This is a genomic window from Shewanella canadensis, assembly GCF_003966225.1.
GTDB lineage: Bacteria > Pseudomonadota > Gammaproteobacteria > Enterobacterales > Shewanellaceae > Shewanella > Shewanella canadensis.
Genome location: NZ_RXNU01000017.1, coordinates 28,858 through 52,133 on the forward strand (window position 1 = coordinate 28,858; position 23,276 = coordinate 52,133).

At 44.4% G+C, this 23,276-nt stretch carries 19 protein-coding genes; 6 read left to right on the forward strand and 13 right to left on the reverse strand.

Annotation, left to right across the window (positions count from 1 at the left end; all coding sequences use genetic code 11):
- Positions 1-2 precede the first annotated feature (2 nt).
- From EKG38_RS21520 to EKG38_RS21550, 7 genes are all read right to left on the reverse strand, one after another.
- Positions 3-791 carry a ParA family protein gene (locus EKG38_RS21520; protein ID WP_126523026.1) on the reverse strand — a complete coding sequence of 263 codons (789 nt, stop codon included), beginning with the start codon at positions 789-791 and terminating at the stop codon, positions 3-5.
- Positions 792-881: 90 nt separating this feature from the next.
- A complete protein-coding gene (rsmG, locus tag EKG38_RS21525) occupies positions 882-1,502 on the reverse strand; it encodes a 16S rRNA (guanine(527)-N(7))-methyltransferase RsmG (RefSeq protein ID WP_126523028.1) in 621 nt (206 codons plus the stop codon).
- A gap of 122 nt (positions 1,503-1,624) precedes the next feature.
- On the reverse strand, positions 1,625-3,523 hold the full coding sequence (gene mnmG / locus EKG38_RS21530; protein ID WP_126523030.1) for a tRNA uridine-5-carboxymethylaminomethyl(34) synthesis enzyme MnmG: 1,899 nt from the start codon (positions 3,521-3,523) through the stop codon (positions 1,625-1,627).
- A gap of 460 nt (positions 3,524-3,983) precedes the next feature.
- Positions 3,984-4,424, reverse strand: coding sequence for an FMN-binding protein MioC (gene mioC, locus EKG38_RS21535; protein ID WP_126523032.1), 441 nt, complete (start codon positions 4,422-4,424; stop codon positions 3,984-3,986).
- Between the two features lie 333 nt (positions 4,425-4,757).
- The gene (ubiG, locus tag EKG38_RS21540; protein WP_126523034.1) at positions 4,758-5,555 is read right to left on the reverse strand and encodes a bifunctional 2-polyprenyl-6-hydroxyphenol methylase/3-demethylubiquinol 3-O-methyltransferase UbiG; all 798 of its coding nucleotides are present in this window, start codon (positions 5,553-5,555) and stop codon (positions 4,758-4,760) included.
- Positions 5,556-5,771: 216 nt separating this feature from the next.
- Entirely contained in the window at positions 5,772-7,175 is a 1,404-nt protein-coding gene (locus EKG38_RS21545; RefSeq protein WP_126523036.1) for a methyl-accepting chemotaxis protein, read from the reverse strand.
- Positions 7,176-7,845: 670 nt separating this feature from the next.
- On the reverse strand, positions 7,846-8,490 hold the full coding sequence (locus tag EKG38_RS21550; RefSeq protein WP_126523038.1) for a LysE family translocator: 645 nt from the start codon (positions 8,488-8,490) through the stop codon (positions 7,846-7,848).
- A gap of 744 nt (positions 8,491-9,234) precedes the next feature.
- On the opposite strand from EKG38_RS21550, the gene EKG38_RS25010 reads away from it, so the two are divergent.
- Entirely contained in the window at positions 9,235-9,387 is a 153-nt protein-coding gene (locus EKG38_RS25010) for a hypothetical protein (RefSeq protein WP_185826931.1), read from the forward strand.
- Positions 9,388-9,582: 195 nt separating this feature from the next.
- On the forward strand, positions 9,583-10,512 hold the full coding sequence (locus tag EKG38_RS21555; RefSeq protein WP_126523040.1) for a DUF1186 domain-containing protein: 930 nt from the start codon (positions 9,583-9,585) through the stop codon (positions 10,510-10,512).
- Between the two features lie 408 nt (positions 10,513-10,920).
- Here EKG38_RS21555 and EKG38_RS21560 read toward each other — a convergent pair whose 3' ends face one another.
- A complete protein-coding gene (locus EKG38_RS21560; RefSeq protein ID WP_126523042.1) occupies positions 10,921-11,676 on the reverse strand; it encodes an HNH endonuclease in 756 nt (251 codons plus the stop codon).
- A gap of 238 nt (positions 11,677-11,914) precedes the next feature.
- Between EKG38_RS21560 and EKG38_RS21565 the strand changes: the two genes are divergently transcribed.
- From EKG38_RS21565 to EKG38_RS21575, 3 genes are all read left to right on the forward strand, one after another.
- The gene (locus tag EKG38_RS21565; protein WP_126523044.1) at positions 11,915-12,328 is read left to right on the forward strand and encodes a hypothetical protein; all 414 of its coding nucleotides are present in this window, start codon (positions 11,915-11,917) and stop codon (positions 12,326-12,328) included.
- A 512-nt stretch (positions 12,329-12,840) separates the two neighbouring features.
- Complete coding sequence (locus tag EKG38_RS21570) at positions 12,841-13,524, forward strand: sulfotransferase family protein (RefSeq protein ID WP_246033243.1); 684 nt, start codon at positions 12,841-12,843, stop codon at positions 13,522-13,524.
- A gap of 15 nt (positions 13,525-13,539) precedes the next feature.
- Positions 13,540-16,170 carry a helicase-related protein gene (locus EKG38_RS21575; RefSeq protein ID WP_126523048.1) on the forward strand — a complete coding sequence of 877 codons (2,631 nt, stop codon included), beginning with the start codon at positions 13,540-13,542 and terminating at the stop codon, positions 16,168-16,170.
- 1,409 nt (positions 16,171-17,579) lie between these two features.
- Here the strand turns inward: EKG38_RS21575 and mnmE are convergent.
- The 5 genes from mnmE to rpmH form a co-directional block, all read right to left on the reverse strand.
- The gene (mnmE, locus tag EKG38_RS21580; protein ID WP_126523050.1) at positions 17,580-18,941 is read right to left on the reverse strand and encodes a tRNA uridine-5-carboxymethylaminomethyl(34) synthesis GTPase MnmE; all 1,362 of its coding nucleotides are present in this window, start codon (positions 18,939-18,941) and stop codon (positions 17,580-17,582) included.
- A 115-nt stretch (positions 18,942-19,056) separates the two neighbouring features.
- On the reverse strand, positions 19,057-20,691 hold the full coding sequence (gene yidC / locus EKG38_RS21585) for a membrane protein insertase YidC (protein ID WP_126523052.1): 1,635 nt from the start codon (positions 20,689-20,691) through the stop codon (positions 19,057-19,059).
- Positions 20,692-20,694: 3 nt separating this feature from the next.
- A complete protein-coding gene (gene yidD, locus EKG38_RS21590; protein ID WP_126523054.1) occupies positions 20,695-20,952 on the reverse strand; it encodes a membrane protein insertion efficiency factor YidD in 258 nt (85 codons plus the stop codon).
- A complete protein-coding gene (gene rnpA / locus EKG38_RS21595; protein ID WP_086022458.1) occupies positions 20,919-21,275 on the reverse strand; it encodes a ribonuclease P protein component in 357 nt (118 codons plus the stop codon). Before rnpA ends, yidD begins: the two co-directional genes overlap by 34 nt.
- 14 nt (positions 21,276-21,289) lie before the next feature.
- A complete protein-coding gene (rpmH, locus tag EKG38_RS21600) occupies positions 21,290-21,427 on the reverse strand; it encodes a 50S ribosomal protein L34 (RefSeq protein WP_006083827.1) in 138 nt (45 codons plus the stop codon).
- Positions 21,428-21,871: 444 nt separating this feature from the next.
- Here rpmH and dnaA point away from each other — a divergent pair, with 444 nt between their 5' ends.
- Entirely contained in the window at positions 21,872-23,260 is a 1,389-nt protein-coding gene (gene dnaA, locus EKG38_RS21605) for a chromosomal replication initiator protein DnaA (protein WP_126523056.1), read from the forward strand.
- Positions 23,261-23,276: the final 16 nt, after the last annotated feature.

Consider the following 23,276-nt stretch of genomic DNA (forward strand, 5'->3'; position numbering starts at 1 on the left):
GTTTAAACTTGCTCAACCTGTTCGTGCTGTTCGGCACGACGAATAATCTCTCCAGCCAGAGCAAGATAAGCCTTAGCTCCTGCGCTGGATTTATCGTAATACATTGCCGGAGCCCCAAAACTTGGTGCTTCGGCTAACCTGACATTTCTGGGAATAACGGTTCGGTAAACCTTTTCGCCAAAATGCTGCTTAAGCTGGTCCGATACATCGTTAGATAATCGATTACGTGGATCGTACATGGTGCGTAAGATCCCCTCTATATGCAGACCAGGATTCACCATGGCACCAATCTTACTTATGGTATCCATCAGCGCCGTCAGGCCTTCCAGAGCATAATATTCACACTGCATAGGCACCAGAACAGAGTCTGCAGCAGACATAGCATTGACTGTCAGCATGTTCAATGAAGGCGGGCAATCGATAAAAATAAAATCATAATCGTCTTTTATCGGGGCTAATGCATTTCTTAACCTGATTTCTCGAGCAAAGAACTCCATAAGTTTGATCTCAGCGGCGGTAACGTCACCGTTACCGGCAATAAGATCATACTTTCCAGAGGTATCTTTATACACAACTTCGTCAAAAGATTTCTCATCGACCAATAATTCGTATGCCGTATTTTCGACACTATATTTATCGATACCACTTCCCATGGTCGCATTACCTTGGGGATCGAGATCGATCAGCAGCACTTTGCGCTTAGTGGCGGCCAGAGATGCCGCAAGATTCACACAAGTTGTTGTTTTTCCGACGCCACCTTTTTGGTTAGCCACGGCAATCACTTTACCCACAATACCACCCCGTATGTCTCGTTCGTATAATCGACACTATTGAAACCCATACCAAACTGCTTGAACCACTTAAAAAATGCAACTTTATCGCTATTTTTTGATAACTCTCAATAGGTGTCGCTGCTCGTCCAGGCAAGGTACCTTGAGCTCAATCACATCGGTAACTTCAAATTCTTCAGGAAGTTTTTCCATTTCATCTTCTGCAAGCTGACCTTTCAAGGCGTAATAACATCCATTGTTAGTCGGAAGGTGATGACACCAATGCAGCATATCTTCAATCGATGCAAAAGCACGACTCAAGACACCATCAAATTTTGTCTCGGGCTGGTAAGCCTCGACCCGGCTCTCTACCGAACTGATATTCTTAATGCCTAACTCATGCTGAACCTGCTTTTGGAAGCGGATCCGCTTACCTAAACTGTCTAACAGGACGAAGGTTTTATCCGGATTCATAATGGCCAGAGGAATACCTGGTAAACCCGGTCCCGTTCCGACATCGATAAAACGTTCACCCACAAGATGTGGTGAAACGGCTAAGCTATCCATGATATGTCTGATCAGCATCTGCTGCGGATCACGAATCGACGTCAGATTGTAGGCCTTATTCCACTTGTTGAGCATCTCAACAAAACCAATAAGCTGTTTTTTCTGCTGCTCGGTTGCAGACAGATTCATTTCAGCCAGATACTCATCTAATTGGGCAGATAACACAGGATTAATCCTTAATAACGTACGAAAATCGAAACTGTTGACATTATGAAGCCCAGAAAACACTAAGGGAAGCGCTAAAAGCCAATATAAATGGGCTTTGGCTTCCCTTACAGGCAAATAAATTAGCTTTTAGAAGGGTTTTTACGTAATAGACCGCGTCGCTTCAGATGGACCAGTAAAATAGAGATCGCAGCAGGCGTCATTCCCGAAATTCTCGAGGCCTGACCTATTGTTTCAGGCTTATGATCGTTAAGCTTAGCGATTACTTCGTTTGAAAGACCTGGAACTTCCTGATAATCAAGATCTAACGGCAAACCTGTCGTTTCATGTTTTATCGCTTTATCGATCTCATCTTGCTGGCGCTGTATATAACCCGAATATTTAACTTGTATCTGAACTTGCTCTGCAGCACGTTGATCTTCGAGTGCCGGACCGAATCCCTCTAAGCTCATCAACTTCGGATAATCCATCTCTGGACGGCGAAGTAGATCTTCAAATGTTGCTTCACGAGAGATAGGGGTATTCAGCTCAGGGTTTAATACATCGAGCAATGCCGAGTTAGGATGAACCCACTGGCTTCTTAAACGTTGAAGTTCCAGTTCTATAGACTCTCGCTTCTCGTTAAATTTAGTCCAGCGATCTTCATCGACCAATCCAAGTTCATGACCCTTCTCGGTCAGACGCAGATCGGCATTGTCTTCACGCAGTAATAAACGATACTCCGCGCGGCTGGTGAACATACGGTAAGGTTCTTTAGTACCCAGCGTCGATAGGTCATCGACTAAGACACCAAGATAGGCTTCATCACGACGAGGACACCAGCTCTCTTTGCCCTGAACCTGCAGTGAAGCGTTCATGCCTGCCAATAATCCCTGGGCACCAGCTTCTTCATAACCGGTCGTGCCGTTGATCTGTCCGGCAAAGAACAGACCTTGAATAGATTTAGTCTCTAAAGAGTTTTTCAGATCCCGGGGATCAAAATAATCGTATTCGATGGCATAACCAGGTCGAATGATCTCTGCATTCTCCATGCCTTTGATTGAACGTACTAAATTTAATTGAACATCAAAAGGTAAGCTTGTAGAGATACCGTTAGGGTAGATCTCATTAGTATTTAAGCCTTCCGGCTCAATAAAGATCTGATGTGAACTCTTGTCAGCAAAACGATTGATCTTATCTTCGATAGAAGGGCAGTAACGTGGCCCGACACCTTCAATAATCCCCGAGTACATGGGGCTTCGATCTAATCCACCACGAATAATATCGTGAGTTCGCTCGTTAGTATGGGTAACAAAACAGGAGATCTGACGCGGATGATGACTCACATCACCAATAAACGACATGACAGGCAATGGGGTATCGCCTTTCTGTTCAGCCATCAAATCAAAATTAATGGTATTAGCGTCAATTCTTGGTGGTGTACCCGTTTTTAAGCGTCCGATCCGGATCGGTAGTTCACGCAATCGATCTGCCAAAGCGATCGATGGTGGATCTCCTGCTCGACCACCGCTGTAATTTTGCATCCCTATGTGAATTTTACCACTAAGGAAAGTCCCTGCAGTCAACACGACAGCCGGCGCTTCGAAGGCCAGTCCCATCTGGGTGACCACACCAGTAACCTTGCCATTTTCAACAATAAGATCGTCTACAGCTTGTTGGAATAGTCTTAAATTTGGTTGGTTTTGAAGTATTTCCTGGATCTTAGCTCGGTACAAAGCTCGGTCTGCTTGAGCACGTGTTGCTCGTACTGCCGGGCCTTTGCTGGAATTAAGTGTTCTAAACTGAATACCTGCATAGTCAGTGGCAATTGCCATTGCTCCGCCTAAGGCATCAATCTCTTTTACCAAATGTCCTTTACCGATCCCACCAATGGCTGGATTACAAGACATTTGTCCTAAGGTATCGATGTTATGCGTCAGCAGTAGGGTTTTAGATCCCATTCTGGCTGCAGCTAACGCAGCTTCAGTACCGGCATGACCACCACCGATAATAATTACATCGAACCGTTCATGAAAATGCATTAGTAAACCTTAAATTTAAACTTTAGTCGGTAACGAACAAACTGTGATTTTGAGCTGCGTATTTTAGCATTTGATCCGTGTCAGGTGAAAGATCAATTTCACTGCTCAGATCGAGTAAGGATCTGCTTAATAGATCTTAAGATCTTTATATAGATCCTTTATTATTCTTACTATTAAGGGAGCACTTTTCTGTGGGTAAGCGTTTTTTCCTTTTTATAATCAATACTTAAAAACGATCAGATCCTGTGCTCTATTAGCGATCAAACCAAATTAAGCTTGGGGATAGATCGCCTACTTATCCACAAGGTGGATCATTGACCCGATCGGGTGTTGATTAATACAGGAGTTGATCAGATCAAAATAATAGGTTATCCACATATTTATCATTTGAGATCGTAATATGTGGATAAAGTAGATCTAATCTGTGCATTGATCCTATAGTTATTATTGGCTGGCGATCTTAAAGTTGATCTTGCCATTGAGTTAACCAAGCCAGTGCGGGGTCTTCTGGAATATGATCGTATTGAATATCGATCTGGATCTTATCCACATAGACTTGTGCACCGCATTCCTCCAGCACTTTTGACAGTTTTTCAGGTCCCATACAAAAAGTGTCGTAACTTGAATCGCCGATGGCACAAATGGCAAATTTTGTCTGGCTAAGATCGGGTTTTTGAACTGCGATCTCATCGTAAAAGGGCATAATATTGTCTGGTAGATCGCCCGCTCCGTGTGTCGCTGATACGATCAACCACAAAGATTCAGGGTCCAAATCGGTGAGTTTTGGGGTCAAATGGATCTGATTCTCATGTCCCAAATGGGTCAACTGAGCCGCCAATTCATCTGCTACATATTCGGCTCCACCTAAGGTAGTGCCCACTAAAAGTTCTATTTTTGCCATATATGTTCCTGATCTCATCTTCAACTGAGCGATTTAATACTTATATAAAGCGTCTTATCGACACTAATCTATCTAATATGTCGTTACGATCTGCGTTATGTTTGCGCTAATCATAAGGTAAAAGCCGATTTTTACTAAGCGGATTGCTGTTTAAGATGTGTAAATGGGGGCAAGGCATTGTTAGTTCACTAAGGTGAGAACCATTAATTTGGCCTGTGAAAAGTGCATGGGCTGAGTGAGGCAAGGACTGGATTGGCTTTGAATAGAATCAAAGCACTTAAACGAAAACCTATACTTATAAGTGCTAACTATTAGATTAATAGCGTGAACGTATTAGCTCTTTATCGCATATAGCAGGTAGTTTACGTCAGTGCTATTGGTCACTTTCCACTTCTTAGTCAAAGGGTTAAAACTCATTCCTTCAGCTTTGACGGTACGTAAACCGTGAGGCGTGATCATGTCATCTATCTCTTTCGGTGTAACGAAAAAACGCCAATCGTGAGTCCCTATGGGCAGGTAACGCATCAAATATTCGGCGCCGATAATACCTATCAGGTAGGATTTTATTGTGCGGTTCAGTGTCGCCATGATCAGTAATCCACCCGGTTTGAGTAGTTGGCAACAGGTTTGAATCAAGGCTTCTTGATCGTCTACATGTTCGATTACTTCAGTATTGAGTACTACATCATACTGATCAATATCATTTATTTGTTTATCTTCAGCGGTTAATAGTGATTCGGCTAAACAATGCCGATAGTCTACGGTCACCAAGTTACTGTTAGCATGCTGACGTGCAAGGGCTATATTGTGGCTACTGGCATCTATACCACTCACTCTGGCACCTTGCCAGGCTAATGGTTCGCAAAGCAGGCCCGCACCACAACCGATATCGAGCAGTGATAGATCGCTAAAGGGGACATCTTGATTAAGATCTCTTTCGAAATGGTAGGCGATGGCATCCTCTATCGCGATCAACCTTGTCTGGTTAAAGGCTAAGACATGCTTAAATCTCCCTTTAGGATCGCGCCACTCATTGGCTAATGCGTCGAATTTAGCTATCTCTCTTTCTGTATCCAGCGCTGATTTTTTTTCACTGTTCAGGCTTGGGCTTAGGCGGCTTTTATCTAACATGAAGCTAATCGTGGTGTGAATGCTTGTTCTATTATATACGCAACAGGGGGAGTGTGTGGTTTAGTCTGGCAATTGGAAGGGGGGATGAGTGTGATCTTCGGGGGGGAGGTATCTTGTCTTTCATCGCTGATATTGAAAGTAATAACATTGATTTTAATAAAAAGCTGTCGAGTCACGAATGAGATCGACAGCGTTAATCGTTATCAGAAATAGGTATCAGACCTTAAGATCTTTCATCAGATTTTCCAGCACATCGGCTTGGCTGTTTAAGGATTCGATCTCGCTGGCTGTCTGAGTAACCATTACGGCAACACTTTCAGAACCTGCTCGCACCAGATCCACATCGGAGGCGATATTGTCTGCCACGGCGCCTTGCTCTTCGGCTGCGGCGGCAATTTCAACACTGCGATCGGCGATATATTGGTTCTGACTCGATATGTCGCTGATGTTCTTACTCACCGACTCCATGAGTTTCTCACTGGTTTCGGCCTCCGAGACCGTCTGCTCAATCACAGTAATAAGGCCCTGACTGTTACTCTGCAGCGCTTCGATCATCTTCTGAATTTCTACTGTGGCCGTTTGTGTTCGACCGGCTAGGGTACGTACTTCATCTGCGACAACGGCAAAACCTCGTCCCTGTTCACCGGCTCGGGCGGCTTCGATAGCGGCATTGAGGGCGAGTAAGTTTGTCTGTTGAGAGATGGCGTTAATAGTGGAAACCACATCATCGATCTGTGAGGCACTCGAGTCCAAATCTGCCACGGCACCGGATGCCGCATTAATTTCTGAGGTCAGCTTTTTAATCGCTCCCTGAGTCGACTCTACCTGAGATAGTCCCAATGTTGCGGTTTGCGTAGCCTCACTGGTTTGAGTCGAAGAATCATGGGCATGACTCGCCACCTCACGGATAGAGGAGGCCATCTGTTCGGTTGCACTGGCCAGTGAATCGATACGTTCTTGCTGTTGACTGGTTAATTTGGCGTTTTCATTACTGCGTTGACGTAACTGAGAACTGATCTGTTGAATAAGGGCGATCGCTTCCTGAGTGGTTTTCACCAACACATGTTCACGCTCCGAAACTCTATCGATCGTTTGAGCAATAAGGTTGAATTCATTACGCGCCGGCGCATATGCAATCCGGGATGCGAGATCGCCATCGGCCAGACGCTTAAGAGCATCGTACATATTAAAGAGTGCACCACCCATAAATGTCTTAATGTAATAGGAGCTCATGATGATGAGGCCGATACAGAACAGGATAATGGCGTAATGGACCAGGCCTAAGGTAGAGAAAAATCCCGGTAGCGCTTTGGCACTTAGAGTCACGTTCGTATTGGGAACGGTTGTGGCGAATTGCCCCTGACTTCCAATCTGGAGGTTGCTGTTAGCGAGAATGCCGGACAGCTCACTTTGACTTAAATCTGTTTTGGATATCAGATTCGATACCAAGTGAACTTCTTGCTTTAACTGCTTATTTTGCTGATCTTGTCCGCCACTGATTAAGGTTAGGCTAACGATAAGTATTGCCAGCAGCGAAGAGAAGAACAGGATTAAGAAATTTTCCTGCAGTTTTATATTTACCAGAAACTTGTCTATCCAACGGAAAGCGACTTCTTTCATGATGATCATCCTAAATTTGGCGTGATAGTTGGCTGGCCATCCTGGCTCAAATTATATTGCTTTAACAGTAAACAGTACTTAGTCCATTTGTTGTTACAGCTTGAAAACATCTTACTTCAATAGATGCTGTTTTTGAAGAAAACCCAGGTAAGAGTGTTAAGGCTAACTTGATCTAATATCTGGTTTTTCTTCATTTTTCACGTGACAGAACACAAGAAAATAGACTAAAAGTAGAACGCTAAATAACCATCTTAATGATGGCAAACGTACGAACTTCTGCTTTATTTAAGGGGGAACAGAGACTCAACCCAACAAAGCATTAACAAATAACTTTTTTTAATACAACTTATTAAGATGTTTTGAATGTATTTGCCTCTCATCTCTTTTATCTCTTTCGATAACATTAAGGCTGGGGGATTAGTGAGATAAGAGAAGCACCCACCGTGTGTTCTATATCGACCAAAATCGACAAAAAATGAGGGCATGTTCGAGAATAAAAAAAATAGTTTCACGTGAAACTTTAGGGAGAATTTTAAGGTTTTGCCTTTGTGTGAGTTGTATCTGAGGGGAATAACGGCTTAAAAAGGGCGTCTACTACGGGAGATTCGCTTCCGCAGTCATCATTTTCAAAGTTTACACAGCTGCTGTGCCGGTTTCTCAATCGTACTATTTAGCTCATAGTTTGAACTTGAGAGGCCAATAACCAGATAGCTAACGCAAAGAAGATAACACCCATAAACTTATTCTGATTAGCCCTGAATTTCTCATTTTTCAATAGTGGTTTTCCAAGACTTCCAACCATGGCCACCAGCAGCAGATTAAACAGTAATCCCATCACATTAAGCAGTAACCCCAATGCCAGCATCTGTTCGCCTGAGCTTGCCGATAATTGAGAAGAGACAAATTGAGGTAAAAACAGCACGAAGAAGAGCAGGGCCTTAGGATTTAGCAGATTACTGAATACGGCGCGGCGATAGAGAGTCTTAGCCAGATTATTTTCTTGTGCTACCTCCGGTGCATCGACGGGTCCGGCTCGCATGCAATCCCAACCCATCTTTAACAGATAGGCACCGCCTAATAGGCGCAGCAGTTGCAGAGCCATCGGATTCATGGCGATCAACGCCGAGACGCCCATCGCTGCCAACAGGGTCAACATTAACCCGGATGTCGCATTCCCTAAGCTGGCGAAAATGCCGACCTTACGTCCGTAACTTAAACTGGAACTGGCAATAAGTAACATATCTGGCCCGGGGATCAGCAAGAGGGCAACGACAGTAGTCAAATACAGGGGAAGTATAGCGAGATCGATCATCATTAATGCACAGGTTTAGATAGAAGGGCGGGGATTCTACAGTGATAAGCAGAATTTAAAAGTGATGCCGGTTTTAAATCCTGCAGTGGGTGTCAGGGTCTGTTTACAACTCTATTTACTTTGATCCTGTTACACGCTCTATTCCGTCCTGTTTTGGGGGGAGTTGCAGATTTAAATAGTGACCGTTTTATTGACACCTTCCTATTTTCCCCTCTTTTTACATAGATGTTCTTAGATTGTTTTTTAAGCATGTAATAACTTTTTGTTTTATGAAAAACTGACTCAGGCTGGTTCCGGGCTATTGCCACTAAGCCTCTATGAGCCGTGTATTTTCGTTAGTCCCCTTGGCTTGAGCGTGCCATCAATAAGCTGAACGGCAGAAGCTGTAGTGATTAATACCATCTGTCGCTATAACTCACTCATGCTTGTAATTCATTGTCACTGTTCGATATTTAAACTCATTCGATTGCTGATGAGAGTTAATAAACCGAGTTGGGAGACCAAGCCAAAACTAAATGTTCACAGTAAACTTTATGAGCAATTACGTCGTGGTAGCGTTAATAATAGTTTTTAACATAGTGTATGAAAAACGTTCAAAAAAATGACGTCGGGTTGCTTTTTTGACTGTCTCTTATGACAGTCAAAATGGGAAAAAAACCAATAAAATCGACACCATATTGACAGTATTATTCATTGCTAATGTGATATATATTTTGTCTATCAGATTAAAAGTAGTGAGTGTTTCTTATGTTTCGTTTTATGGTTTACGGCATTATCGCCTATGCTTCTTGGTTAACTTATCAGGATATTTCTGCCTATATAGAAGAGCAGGAAAAACAGGAGATAGTTCAGGCTGAGGTCGTGTTTGAGCAAGCGCATTGGAATTTAGATAAAGGTTGAATGAGCTTAGGACCTTGTCGGTTAACAAGGTTGGCAAGTAACTTTGTTTAGCTTTGGAAGGTCATAGCCGCTCCACACCTGTTGGTAAAGCATCATCTCTTCGATGTTGTCTGTTTTCATAACAAGTTTACTAGGGCTTTAGATTCCTCTTTTGTTACTCTATATACCAAATCACCTCCTACCTTTGAAAGCTATATGAAATTAGATGAGATAATTACCACTCTGAGTCGTGGCGACTTAACAGAACTTCCGGTTGAAGCCTTGTTGGCGGCCAGGCTGCAGTGGTCTGAGTTACTGCCTGTTATCGAGGAGTTGATACAGAAGTTTATTGCTAAAGAGGCATTGACCGATCCAGAGTCCAATCTTCTCTTCTTCGGCATCTGTCTTATTGTCGACCGGAAGCAGTGTAGTTGTTTTGATTCCCTGATTAATCTAACCAACAAGGATGACTGTAATAGTCCGTTAGAGATCCTACTCGGTGACTTTATCGCTTCAGATCTTTCCACTGCTTACTATATTTTGGCGCAAGGGAACCCAGAGAAACTTTGTCTCTTGGTTAACTCAGAGCAAGCGGGCGAAATGGTTAAGATGGCTGCCTTGAGTGCACTGTTCTCTCAATTACATACTGGCCAAATTGATAGAGAGACACTTAATCAAAGCATTCCAGGCTTTATCGAAAACCTAGTCGCAAATAATCACTCTATAGCCCTTTTTGAACTGGTTAATCTATTAATTTCCAATCAATTTAATCAGTATCATTCCCAGTTTGTTAGCTATGTACAGAGCAAGTTGATAGACGAAGGCCCTGCTGAGAACCAGTGCATCATCGATTGGGATAATCAGTCTATCGGTTATTCAGAGTGGGAAAGTGGCCTGATAAGCGGCGATTATGATGTAATTGATTCACTTAGCCAGTGGGCAGGTTTCAACGCGGAATCTGAGATGAATGATGAAGATCTTATGGCCGTCTTCGATGATTTGATGAATACACCGAGGGAACTCGACGATAGGTATTTTGAGGCTCTAGATAATCAACAGCCTTTTATCGCCGATATTCAACCAGGCCGTAATGACCCTTGTCCCTGCGGGAGTGGTAAGAAATTCAAGAAATGCTGTTTGAATTAGATATTCTTCTATCTTATTAGCATCTTCTAGGTCCACAAATCCGGGCTTTGTCGGTTAACAATGTTGAAATAATTATTTAGTTTGTCTGACGGTGTGGATATTTGATTGGCTATGGGGAACCATGGCCTTTTTGCTTGAACGATGAAGCTGTCCATCGCTGTTTTAATTACTGCATAAATTTTTGATGCTGGTTAGATTAATAGTAACCATAGCTTCATTGGTGTTTATTACCTCCGGAGCGGGATGTGCAGGTAAGCTCTCGGGACGCGGTGAAGCCATCCATGGCCGCTTCGCGAAAACATCCGTGTTTTCGAGACCCTCTTGCCTACCTACACGGGGTATCTAAAAGAAGGGTGTTTCTTAGATAGGAATATAAAGGAGGGGCTAATTGAAAAAAGGTATTTTCAACTAGTGTCTAAATATCTCTTTTCGGTGATGCGCTAAAAACTCTTCTTTTGGAATGAATTTGGTCGGGAGTGTAATAGCTTTTCCTTCATATTGTTCAAAACATAGCTCGGTAAATGGCTGGTTTTTATTTAGAAGCTCGCTCGATAAAACAACTTCAAAATATGGATTGAGTGTAATGAGGCCCTGATCGAAGGCTCGATCATGAATACTTGATAAACACAGTCCATTACTAGGGTTAAGCCGTTCGCTCGGATTTACACTCCAAGGTATTATATGGCTAGCTATCAATAGGTTGGGGATATCTAGCCCTGTGATACAACACTTATCATTGTAAGAACTGAGTACTATTTGGCGAAATTGATTTTGTCCTATACGCGCTTTTGATTGGATTAATCTATGCTGTCCGGTGAAATTGTAATCTTCGGATTCAATATCTTGATTTTTTGGGGCTATTTTAAAGAATGCTTCAGAACTTTTGACATAAAAAGTTTCCCAATCAGAAGACATCTCTTCCCACATATCTCTATCGGCTTTGGAAGCCCCTTTTAAACCACTTCGTCCAGATGCTGTTATTACTGGGTCACAGCTGGCAATGTTTGCCATTTTCATTGAAAGGGAAGATGGGGTTCGATTTAGAAGTTCAGCTACTCTAACTATTTCTGGGTTTCTAGCACTTATTTTACCAAAAGGCATTTGGTTATAGAGATAAAAGGCTATCAATAACTCATCTCTAGTCCATGCCCGGCGTTTGGTCATTACAAACCCTTCCTATATTTTTACTGTTAAGCTTTAAGTTATCATTTTATTTTATTGATTTCATTAGTTTATTTTAAATGAGTTTTATAGCGTACATATTAATTTGTAATGTGAGTGCGTTGCTGAAACAGTTAAAGAGTTCATGAAACCACATATTAGAATATGTCTATCAACACTAAAGTTGGCACTCGTTTCATAAACTATAATTAAGTATCGAAAAGCGCTTGGGTGTTTCTCTATGCTTCAATATAAACAAGAGTTTGGTGAAGGTTTTGAGCTGGGGTTTGAGCTTGGTGACTTCCCGCATCTGGAGGATAAGAGTTGGAAAGATGAGGCCTGTCCTAGCTTTATGTTTAAGCTAAACTCGGGCTTAGGTCATGCTAGCTCTGGTTTAGATCATGGTGGCTCTGATCATAAACAAAACAGTTTGGTGGAATACTTGGTCCTCTGGGTCGATTACCCGAGTAAAGAGGAGCGGGAGAATAGCAGGGCGAGTCGCTACTCTATTGTGACTGCCGCCAATCTTGGTTCATTGCATGAGCCGGAAATCTATCACGATGAGCATAGTTTTACCCTGTTCGAAACTGAAGAGAGCGAAGCGTTGACGCAATATCTGTCCGGTTTACACATTGAACCTTTCTATCCTGTTTAAAACAATTTAAGTCATTAATCGAAGAGATAATTGGGCATGAGGCAAATAAAAGGTTTAATCGCCTCATTTGGTGAGGCGAATAGCCTGTTTAATTGACTCATCACTGAAAACACCTAAATCGGTCATCAATAATCTATAAATCATATATGTAATGAATGCGGCCAAATCGAAGAGATTGATAACCAAGTGCAGGTAGGCAAGAGGGTCTCGAAAACAGGGACGTTTTCGCGAAGCGGCCACGGATGGCTTCACCGCGTCCCGAGAGCTTACCTGCACATAACCCCGCAGGAGGCGATAGATAACAGTTCTGCTAAGCCAAAGCATAGCTTTATCCAAGAATACAAAAGCCAAATGAAACCTAAAAGTTCTTTCAACCTTGTGAACAGACAAGGTGCAAACGACAAGTGTACAATATGGCAAAGTCATAAATAACACTCCAATCTATGCCACCAGGTAGCTCCACTCATATTCAAGTTGGCCTTCAATCAGGCTCTCAATCCGAACGAAGAGTGATGACTAAGGTCTTTATCATTGGCTTGCCCCGTACCGGGACGACGAGTGTGAGTGTGGCCTTGCTTGAACAGGGATATAAGGTGGCGCATCAGGCCTTTACCAAGCAGGCGTTTGAGTTGGCGGATGTGATATCCGATGCCCCCTGTTTCAGTGATTACAGGCAGCTGGATAAGCAGTTTCCCGGCGCTAAGTTTGTCTATCTGGATCGGTCTCTCGATACTTGGGTGCCATCGATGCAGATGTTATTGAGTCGCATGTTAGTGCATCTGGATGACAAGACGGGTCGATTTAACCCTATCCTGAAGCGCAGCTTTAACCACAGCTTTGGAGTGAACAGGCTAGATAACCCCATGGATACTGAGCATCTTATTCATTGTTACCGTACCCATAGCTCGCAGGTTTTCGATTACTTTAAGGGGAGAGATGATCTACTCAGTATCGATATCAGTGAGCCGGGAAGTTTATCTAAGCTGATAAACTTCTTAGAGTCAGATAATGACTCTATCGATTCAAATATTTTAGATCAGGGCTTTCCGCATTTGAATAAGGGCAGAAACGTCGCCAGTTGGGATGAATACAGGCACCCCAATAAGGTTAGCGCTAACGTTGCCGGCCCCGAAAACCGCAAATACTTCGATTATAAGTTAGCCGATCAGCCTTCCAACCTCTATTTCAACAATTAGCCATACGCGACCATTATGAAAAAGCAGCCTCAAGCCGAACAGCGTCAATTATCGCAAACTTCTCTTCCCACCGACTCTTTGCCGATAGATGCACTCTATGATGAGTTCAAATCGGCGATTAAAGACAACCATTTGGTGGTCGAGTCAGACACAGGTTCGGGTAAGTCTACTCGCTTACCTCTGTGGTGTGCAGAAGCGGATGAGACTCTTAGCTACAGTCTTAGCGAGAGCAGTGATCATTCTGGCAAAAAGGTTGAGGGAAAGTCAAAGCGGGTATTGGTGGTTGAACCACGCAGAGTCGCCTGTCTTGCGCTTGCCTCTTTCGTAGGCTCGCAAACGGATATAGCGGTGGGGCATGCGATTCGTTTCGATTCGACTGTGACGGCACAGACTCAGATTGCCTTCGTTACGCCGGGTATTGCGCTGCGTTGGTTGCAGGAAGATGGGTTAGCAGGTTTCGATACTGTGATTATCGATGAGTTCCACGAGCGACGCTGGGATACCGACCTCTTGCTGGCTATGCTGAAGCAAAAGGTTGCGGATTCACCGGATTTAAGGCTGGTGCTTACTTCGGCTACCATAGATGGTGAGCGGTTAACTCGCTATCTTGCGACTAATACTCCAAATACCGCTCAAGGCTGTGCAAGTGACTTAAGTGCTAAACGTTTATATGCGCAGGGACGAAGGTTCCACGTGGAACTTAGGTATCAGGCTAAGGAGAGTCATCATCTGCCGGATATTCGTGGAGTAGAGCAGGCCGTCAAAACCGCGGTGAGTCAGTTATTAACTGAAACCGATGGCGATATCCTGGTGTTTCTGCCGGGTAAACGAGAGATACAAGCTTGCTTACAGGCTTGCCAACCGCTAACAGGTGAGATTGATAACAGTGGTCGTGATAACAGTAGGCTGGAGCTCTTAGCCTTACATGGGGGGATCTCCCCAATGGAGCAGAAACAGATATTGATCGAGTCATCCGGGCAGCGAGTGATCTTTTCTACCAATGTTGCCGAAACGTCGCTGACTATTCCCGGTGTCACCGCTGTGATCGATTCCGGGTTAGAGCGACGCACCCATCAGCGTAACGGCCGTACCGTTTTATCATTGGCTCGAATTTCGAGAGCCAGCTGTGAACAGAGAAAGGGCCGTGCGGGTCGAACTCAGGATGGGATCTGCATTCGTCTGTGGGGTAAGGGGGCACCTTTAGAAGCGATGACGCCGCCGGAGTTGCAACGTGAAGAACTGGTGGAACCTATGCTAGCGGCCGCGGGTTGTGGTTATCGGCTATCTCAACTTCAGTTTGTCGATACCATTCCGGCCAAGGCGTTAGCCATTGCCGAGCAAAAACTCCTGTCTATGGGGGCCATAGATGAGCAGGGCAAGATCACCGAACATGGGAATAAGTTATCACCGCTCCCTATAGATACTCTGTTTGCACATTTAATCAGTGCCATGCCCGATGATGAGTGCCGTGGTTTAATGGTCGATCTGGCGGCGGCATTGAGCGTGCCCCAACGATTATTTAAATTGCCTACCTCGGAGCAGGCTTTAAAAGATCTCAATGAGTGGGAGCCACTAGGTTGCGATGCCTTTACCTTGATCAAGCTGGTTCGTGAACCTCTCGCCGAGTTCATGAGTGATAATGCGCTTGTTGATCTCAATGGACGTAAGGAAGCGCGCTTTCTGTCGAATCAAATTCGCTCGGCGCTGCAATTATCCAGGCTCAATCAGGCACAGCCTATCGGGCCTAAACAGTCTGAACTTCGTCAGCGCTGGTTATCGTCTGTCATTAAGGCGCTGCCTGAGTTGGCATTCGTTCGACGTGAGAAAAGAGTGACCGCATTAGGTAATGGTTACAGCGAAGTTCAAATTGGCCGTGATAGCCGCTTCTGTAGTGAACTCAAAGATTTCAACGGCAAAGAGAGTGCGTTGGCTGCTCTGGTGTTCGATCAACATTCGATTGCGGGCAAAGGCAGTAAACAGACATTAAATCTGGCCAGCTGCATGGTACCCGTTTCGCTAAAGGCGTTACTCGATGCAGGCTTAGGTGAGGAGCGTCTGGCCGAGAACAGGGAGAAGGGCGCATCTCATAAGGTTGTGGTCGAAACACTGTATGCCGGCCGGGTGATAGGTTCCCGTTTAAAGGCTGTCGAAGGCGAACAGGCTTTAGAGGCTATAGTGCGTAGTATTGCGCTTGGTCGTCAGTTTAAAGGAGTTGCAGCCAGACTTAATGGCGATATAGCCGCATGGAATATCTGGTTAGCCTTAGGTAAAAACAGGGAGCAAGCGCCCACGCCGGAGCTGAAGGCGTTGGGTAATGAGCCTTTGGTGTTCGAAAACTATCTTTCGGATAAGCTATCCGAGCTTGGGGTCGAAAGCTATGACGACCTTGAGCTTATTGAGGCCGAAGATCTGCTTTTCGAGGGGATCCCAGAGTGGGAACGTGAGGCGTTCGATGCCATGTATCCTACCAAGCTAGCTCTGGCGGAATTGAAAGTGACGGTGGAGTACCTGCCAAAGCGGAAATTGGTGACGCTGGTATATGCGGGTGGATTGAGGAAAACGGGACCGAAAAGGTGGGAGTTACCGCGCTGGGTAGGTTGGAAGATCCAGTACCGTAAAGCCAGTCGTGTTGTTGATGTGAAATAAGAGACTCGAATGCTTGTGAGGAAAACGGGGAGTTAACCCAAAAAAACCGGTGGGAGTTACCACGTTGGGTAGGTTGGAAGATCCCTCTCTATACATGAATGTAAGGCCAGTCGTGTTGTTGATGTAAAGTAAAAGGTTAAGGGTTACCACGCTGGGTAGGCTGGAAGATCCCTCTCTATACAGGAATGTAAGGCCGGCCGTGTGGTGGATGTGAAATAAAAATTAAGGAGTTACCACGCTGGGTAGGTTGGAAGATCCCTCTCTATACAGGAATGTAAGGCCAGTCGTGTTGTTGATGTAAAGTAAAAGGTTAAGGGTTACCACGCTGGGTAGGCTGGAAGATCCCTCTTTATACGAGAATGAAGGCTTGTTGCGTAATGGATGTGAAGAAAGAGAGCTTGAATGGCCAAGGCTGACTCTTTTTAAGGTTTGGAAGTTTATCTTGTCAAAAGATAATCTGTATAGTTTCTGTACTGTAACTGCAGGCTAATTCAGCATAAAAAAAGGTGATATTTACTCTTTACTCTTCTTAAGTTTTATTTCTCAAAATTATGCCATCAAAGGTGCCGCGATCTTTTACAGTACGAATAACTATTCTCATCTATTTTTTTGCGTATAACTTATCTACAGTTTGAAATTTGATTTAATATTATTATCTGTTTCTCAAAAGCGATCACAAGAATAATCACAGTTAAAACAACCTGTTGCGAGCGGTTCCAAACAATGATAAAGATCTTAAGCTGACTTTGTTTTGCTTGTTGATATATCTGTTGATTGTTTTGATCCGGATCATAGTATTTTTCGCTTCAGCCACAGCATTGGGATCGTTTTAAAAAAGGGGAGAGCGGGCGGTTTTTTATGCACGAGGATAGGCGTATTTATGCTGCCTATTTTTGTTATCGAGAAGTGGTACGGTTTTGTCATCCTGAACTTGTTTCAGGATCCAGCTTTTATCTGCCGCCCAGAAACTTGTAAAGAATGGGTTCCGGCCAAAAGCATGCCGGAATGACAGTGTGTGTACACCCAAATGACAGTGTATGCACGCCGGAATGCGGAATGACGGGGATATAAAGATCAGAATAATAGGACTCTCGTCATCCTGAACTCGTTTCAGGATCCAGTTTTTGCCTGCCGCCCAGAAACCTGTAAAGAATAGGTTCCGGCCAAAAGCACTCAGGAATGACAGAGGGGTTGTCTTTCTGAACTTGTTTCAGAATCCAGCTTTTGGCCTAAGTGGGTAAATTCAGCATAGTAAAGGCTCGAGGAGATTAAAGATCCTAGAAGCTAGGATCTTTAAATAGAGCAGCGCTATCTTTGCTTTAACAGGACGAAGTCCGTCGAATAGCGAAGCGTCGCCTTAGGTTCCAGAACCTAGAATCTAGGCTCTAGGATCTAGGATCTTCTTAAAATTATTTCCCAATACAGAATGAGCTGAAGATCTTTCCAAGCAGATCATCGGAGGTAAACTTACCGGTTATCTCAGATAGCGCCATTTGAGTCATACGTAGCTCTTCGGCTAGCAGTTCACCAGCTTGATAGACCTCTAACTGCTCTTTACCTATCATCAGGTGGCTGGTGGCCAGCTCTAAGGCCTCTAAATGGCGACGTCGTGCGATAAAGCCACCTTCCAGGTTGCTCTGGTAGCCCATCAGAGACTTCAGGTGCTGTTGTAGCTCCTCGACGCCTAAGCCCGTTTTGGCCGATATTCTAAATACATTGTGGCCATGGTCTTGAGTGACGGTGAGTGCCTCTCCTGTGATATCAGCCTTGTTACGGACAACAGTGATGCCTAACTTCTTAGGTAGACGGTCGATAAAGTCTGGCCAGATTTCGTGGGGATCGACGGCATCGGTGGTGGTGCCATCGACCATAAACAAAACCTGATCGGCGGTTTCAATTTCGGCCCAGGCGCGTTCAATACCAATCTTTTCAACAGTATCTGCGGTATCACGAAGCCCTGCGGTATCGATGATGTGCAGCGGCATGCCATCGAGATGGATATGTTCACGCAGTACATCACGGGTGGTCCCCGCAACTTCGGTCACAATTGCTGACTCTTTACCGGCCAGAGCGTTAAGGAGGCTGGATTTACCGGCGTTAGGACGTCCGGCAATCACCACTTTCATCCCTTCACGGATAATGGCACCTTGCTTGGCACTGGCCTGGACAGAGTCCAGTTTAGTGATGATGCGATAAAGCGAGCCTGCAATTTTTCCATCGGAGAGGAAGTCCACCTCTTCATCGGGGAAATCGATAGCGGCCTCGACGTATAGACGCAGGTTAGTGACCTGATCGACAAGTTCATGTACTTGAGTCGAGAATTCACCCTGTAGCGAGTTCAGGGCGCTTTTAGCGGCCTGTTCGCTGGTGGCATCGATCAGATCGGCAATGGCTTCGGCCTGAGTCAGGTCAAGCTTGTCGTTCATGAAAGCCTGTTCGCTGAATTCGCCGGGTTTCGCGATGCGGATCCCTTCAACCTCCATCACGCGTTTGATCAACATATCGAGGACTATCTGGCCACCATGGCCCTGAAGTTCGAGTACATCTTCACCGGTAAAGGATTTAGGTCCCTGAAAATAGAGGGCGATGCCCTGATCGATTACTTCACCTTCACCATCTTTAAAATCACAGTAATCGGCATAGCGGGTCTTTGGAATATGTCCAAGGAGTGCCATTGCCACTTCGCTGGCCTGATCGCCCGAGATACGAATGATACCCACACCACCACGCCCGGGGGCCGTTGCTTGTGCCACGATAGTATCTGTTGTCATTACTGTGTCCTAGTTTGAATATGGAAAGCTAAATTCGAAAATACTGAGTCTTATATAAAACAAAAAAGCGGTCAATACTAAGTATTAACCGCTTTTTCTTAGTTGGAGCTAAGGGTTATTTTAACCCTTTCTTCGCCAGACCGGCATAGATAATCTTCTGCTGCGTAATAGCAACTAAGTTACCGACTAACCAGTAAAGTACCAGACCTGCAGGGAACCATAGGAAGAATACGGTAAATACTACCGGCATCCACTGCATCATCTTAGCTTGCATTGGATCCATCGTCGGTGCCATTGGCTGCATCTTCTGCATCACAAACATCGAGATACCCATCAGGATTGGCATCACATAGTAAGGATCTTGTACCGAAAGGTCGGTGATCCAAAGCATGAATGGTGCGTGACGTAGCTCAACACTTTCGAGTAGTACCCAGTATAGGGCGATGAAGATTGGCATCTGTAGCAAGATAGGAAGACAGCCACCCATAGGGTTTACTTTCTCTTTCTTGTACAGCTCCATCATCGCCTGACCCATCTTCTGACGGTCATCACCTAAGCGCTCTTTCATCTCAGCAAGCTTAGGCTGTAGATTACGCATCTTAGCCATAGAGGTGTACTGAGCTTTCGTTAGCGGGTACAACATACCACGTACGGTTAGCGTGATAAGGATAATTGCGATACCCCAGTTAGTGACTAATGACTGGAAGAACATCAGTAACTTGTAGATAGGTACAGCTAACCACCAAAGGAAACCGTAATCGACTACCAGGTTAAGTGATTCAGAGATGGCCGATAGGGCTTCTTGATTCTTAGGACCAACATAAAACTCAGAGTTGATCGTTTGAATTGCACCTGGCGCGACATCATAGACTGCACCACGGAAACCGATATTGGCTTGTCCACCGGCACTGATGCTGGAGAAGATAATGTTCTGATCGTTGGCTGGTGGTACCCAAGCAGAAACAAAGTAGTGTTGAAGCATTGCTGCCCAACCACCTAATGTTTTGTTGTCCAGGTTCTTATCAGCCATATCATCGAAGCTGTACTTCTCGTAGCGAGTATCTTGCGTCGAGAAAGCGCCGCCACGGTAAGTTGGCATCATCATGCTGCTTTCGCTTTGCTTGATGCTGTGCTTAATCTGACCGTACATCTGAACTTGCAGCTGTTGGTCTGTAGTGTTGTCGATAACATAGTCGACATCCACTTTAAATTGACCACGATGGAAGACAAACATCTTAGTGTAAGTCGCACCATTGTCGGCAACGAAAGTAAGTGGAACTTCTAAGATATCCTGGCCAGAGGCTAAGGTGTATTCACGTGAAGCACTGTCGAAGTGTGCGCGGCCCTTAGAGCTGCTGTCGATACCGTTACGTCCGATAAGACCACTTTGAGCAATGTAGTTTATATCTTTCGTTTGCTCTAAAAGAACAAAAGGCTCGTCTTTATCCTGCTCAAGTTTGTGTTCAACAAGTGCCGAATAAACGATATCACCACCGATAGGGTTAATCTTAATGATTAACTGATCTGTGTTAACTGTGATCAGTTCTTTAGAGGCAACAACAGCAGCAGGAAGTGCTGAGTCGGCATCAGGAACATCAGAGCTGTGAGAATCTGAAGTAGACGAAGACGGAATAGTTGATGAAAATTCCGTAGCTACTGGTTGTGGGGCTTGATCAACCTGCCACTGTTGCCATAGCAAAAAGCTGACAAAAAGCAGACCGATAAGCAATATATTGCGTTGAGATTCCATAGCCTATTTATTACACCTGTGTTTTTTTTGGGGGACGGGGTCGATTCCGCCCGGATGCAAAGGGTGACATTTTAATATGCGTCTTGCTGCAAGCCAACTGCCTTTTGCAAATCCATGCAAACGAATTGCTTCAATTGCATATGTGGAACAAGTTGGATGAAAGCGGCACTTATTAGCCCCTAAAAAGGGGCTGATGAAGATTTGGTAGCCACGAATTAACGTGGTCGCTAGCCATTGTAACGGCGATTGAGTTTTCGCCATAGCTTTTCTACCAATTTATGGAGATCTGTATTTTCCATCTCTACCACGCCATTTCTGACGAGTACGACTATATCGATAGGAGGCAGTTCGTGCTGATGCAAACGAAAGTTATCTCTGATGATACGTTTAATTCTGTTTCGCTGATGGGCTTTCTTTACAAAACGCTTAGCAACAGTCAATCCCAAACGAGGATGTTGTTCAGAGTTAGGAATAGCAAGTAAGGTTATTTCAGCCGAAGAAGCTTTGATGGGTTTTGTGAATACAGATTTGAATTGCGCGGGAGTTAACAAACGTAACTCCCGCGTAAAGGTATAGCTAGTCACTTGCATTTCTACGATTAAGCAGAAAGACGAGCGCGACCTTTAGCACGACGACGAGCTAGGACCTTGCGGCCTCCAACTGTAGCCATACGAGCGCGGAATCCGTGAGAACGCTTACGCTTTAGGTTGCTTGGTTGAAAAGTACGTTTACTCATTGTGGCAATCCGTCTTTGTGTTAGTTAACAAACCTTACCATCAGAAAATTGAGGCAAGGGCAAAAAAGAGGCCGAATTGTAATCACTTTAGCCATGCTCGTCAACAAGCAAACGCATCAAGTGCTAAAATTCTGGCCAATTAATTCTATCTCAGGTTATCCAAAGGCACCATAAAATGTGGATAACTCTGTGTATGACCACTATATCTTGTGGATCCAGTGATCTTAAACCTGATCTGAACTAAGTAATTATAGATCGATCTGGATCGCTTAATAAAGCTGGATTTGCCGCTTTTTGAAAATAATTGGATCGCAGCCGATCCTTTTGGATCGATATAAACAATGAAAGATGATCTATCTGGGGATAAAACTATTATAAGGATAGCGATCATCGTGATCTCAATATAGAATAGCTCTCTTTGTGTGATCTTTTGGGGATAAGTACGTGGCGGTTTCACTTTGGCAGCAATGTATCGGACGACTACAAGATGAGCTCTCTGCTCAGCAATTCAGTATGTGGATTAGACCGTTACAAGCTCAAATGGATGGAGATACATTAGTTCTCTATGCTCCAAACCGTTTCGTTCTCGATTGGGTAAGAGATAAGTACATCAACATCATCAATCAGTTTTTTACTGAACAGATGGGAAATGATGCACCTAAATTACGCTTCGATATCGGGAGTCGCCCAGCATCGCCACGACCTGTGCAGGCAACTGCCGCGGTAGAAAGGCCCAAGTTCGAGCGAAATACTAAGCCGGCTAAGACTTCATTTAATGTCAATACGCCAGAGCCTGCTATGGCCGCTAATCACAGAAGCAATATCAATCGGACTTATCAGTTTGAAAACTTCGTAGAAGGTAAGTCTAACCAACTGGGTAAGGCGGCTGCGATGCAAGTGGCTGAAAATCCGGGCGGCGCTTATAATCCACTCTTCTTGTATGGTGGTACCGGTTTAGGTAAGACCCACCTGTTACATGCTGTGGGTAATGGCATTATAAAAAACAACCCTAATGCTAAAGTCGTGTATATGCATTCTGAGCGCTTCGTTCAAGATATGGTGAAGGCATTACAGAATAACGCGATCGAAGAATTCAAACGTTACTACCGTAGCGTCGATGCTTTATTTATCGATGATATTCAATTCTTTGCTAACAAAGACAGATCCCAGGAAGAGTTTTTCCATACCTTTAATGCACTATTGGAAGGTAATCATCAGATCATCTTAACGTCGGACAAATATCCTAAAGAGATCGACGGCGTTGAAGACAGACTTAAATCTCGTTTCGGTTGGGGCCTTACGGTTGCGATCGAGCCGCCAGAGTTAGAGACCCGAGTGGCTATTTTGATGCGTAAGGCTCAGGAGAGCGGCATTAATCTGCCCGATGAAGTGGCCTTCTTTATTGCCAAGCGTTTACGTTCTAACGTTCGAGAGCTTGAAGGTGCATTGAATCGTGTTATTGCGAACGCTAACTTCACCGGACGTCCGATTACTATCGACTTTGTGCGTGAAGCCTTAAGAGATCTCTTGGCGCTGCAGGAAAAATTGGTCACTATAGATAATATTCAGAAAACCGTCGCTGAATATTTCAAGATCAAGATGGCTGACATGCTTTCTAAGCGTCGTTCGCGTAGTGTTGCCAGACCACGCCAGGTGGCTATGGCACTTTCTAAAGAGTTAACTAACCATAGTTTGCCCGAAATCGGGGATGCCTTTGGTGGTCGAGACCATACAACTGTTCTGCACGCTTGTCGTAAAATTGCGCAGTTGAGAGAAGAAAGTCATGACACGAAAGAAGATTATGCTAACTTGATCCGTACGCTATCTTCATAAATCTGGGAAATTGAAA

Bases quoted from the DNA above. Each gene is read 5' to 3' on its own strand.
- mnmG (WP_126523030.1), bottom strand. From the start codon at position 3,523: ATGCATTTTCATGAACGGTTCGATGTAATTATTATCGGTGGTGGTCAT.
- mioC (WP_126523032.1), bottom strand. From the start codon at position 4,424: ATGGCAAAAATAGAACTTTTAGTGGGCACTACCTTAGGTGGAGCCGAA.
- ubiG (WP_126523034.1), bottom strand. From the start codon at position 5,555: ATGTTAGATAAAAGCCGCCTAAGCCCAAGCCTGAACAGTGAAAAAAAA.
- EKG38_RS21545 (WP_126523036.1), bottom strand. From the start codon at position 7,175: ATGAAAGAAGTCGCTTTCCGTTGGATAGACAAGTTTCTGGTAAATATA.
- EKG38_RS21550 (WP_126523038.1), bottom strand. From the start codon at position 8,490: ATGATGATCGATCTCGCTATACTTCCCCTGTATTTGACTACTGTCGTT.
- EKG38_RS25010 (WP_185826931.1), top strand. From the start codon at position 9,235: ATGTTTCGTTTTATGGTTTACGGCATTATCGCCTATGCTTCTTGGTTA.
- EKG38_RS21555 (WP_126523040.1), top strand. From the start codon at position 9,583: ATGAAATTAGATGAGATAATTACCACTCTGAGTCGTGGCGACTTAACA.
- EKG38_RS21560 (WP_126523042.1), bottom strand. From the start codon at position 11,676: ATGACCAAACGCCGGGCATGGACTAGAGATGAGTTATTGATAGCCTTT.
- EKG38_RS21565 (WP_126523044.1), top strand. From the start codon at position 11,915: ATGCTTCAATATAAACAAGAGTTTGGTGAAGGTTTTGAGCTGGGGTTT.
- EKG38_RS21570 (WP_246033243.1), top strand. From the start codon at position 12,841: ATGACTAAGGTCTTTATCATTGGCTTGCCCCGTACCGGGACGACGAGT.
- EKG38_RS21575 (WP_126523048.1), top strand. From the start codon at position 13,540: ATGAAAAAGCAGCCTCAAGCCGAACAGCGTCAATTATCGCAAACTTCT.
- mnmE (WP_126523050.1), bottom strand. From the start codon at position 18,941: ATGACAACAGATACTATCGTGGCACAAGCAACGGCCCCCGGGCGTGGT.
- yidC (WP_126523052.1), bottom strand. From the start codon at position 20,691: ATGGAATCTCAACGCAATATATTGCTTATCGGTCTGCTTTTTGTCAGC.
- yidD (WP_126523054.1), bottom strand. From the start codon at position 20,952: ATGGCGAAAACTCAATCGCCGTTACAATGGCTAGCGACCACGTTAATT.
- rpmH (WP_006083827.1), bottom strand. From the start codon at position 21,427: ATGAGTAAACGTACTTTTCAACCAAGCAACCTAAAGCGTAAGCGTTCT.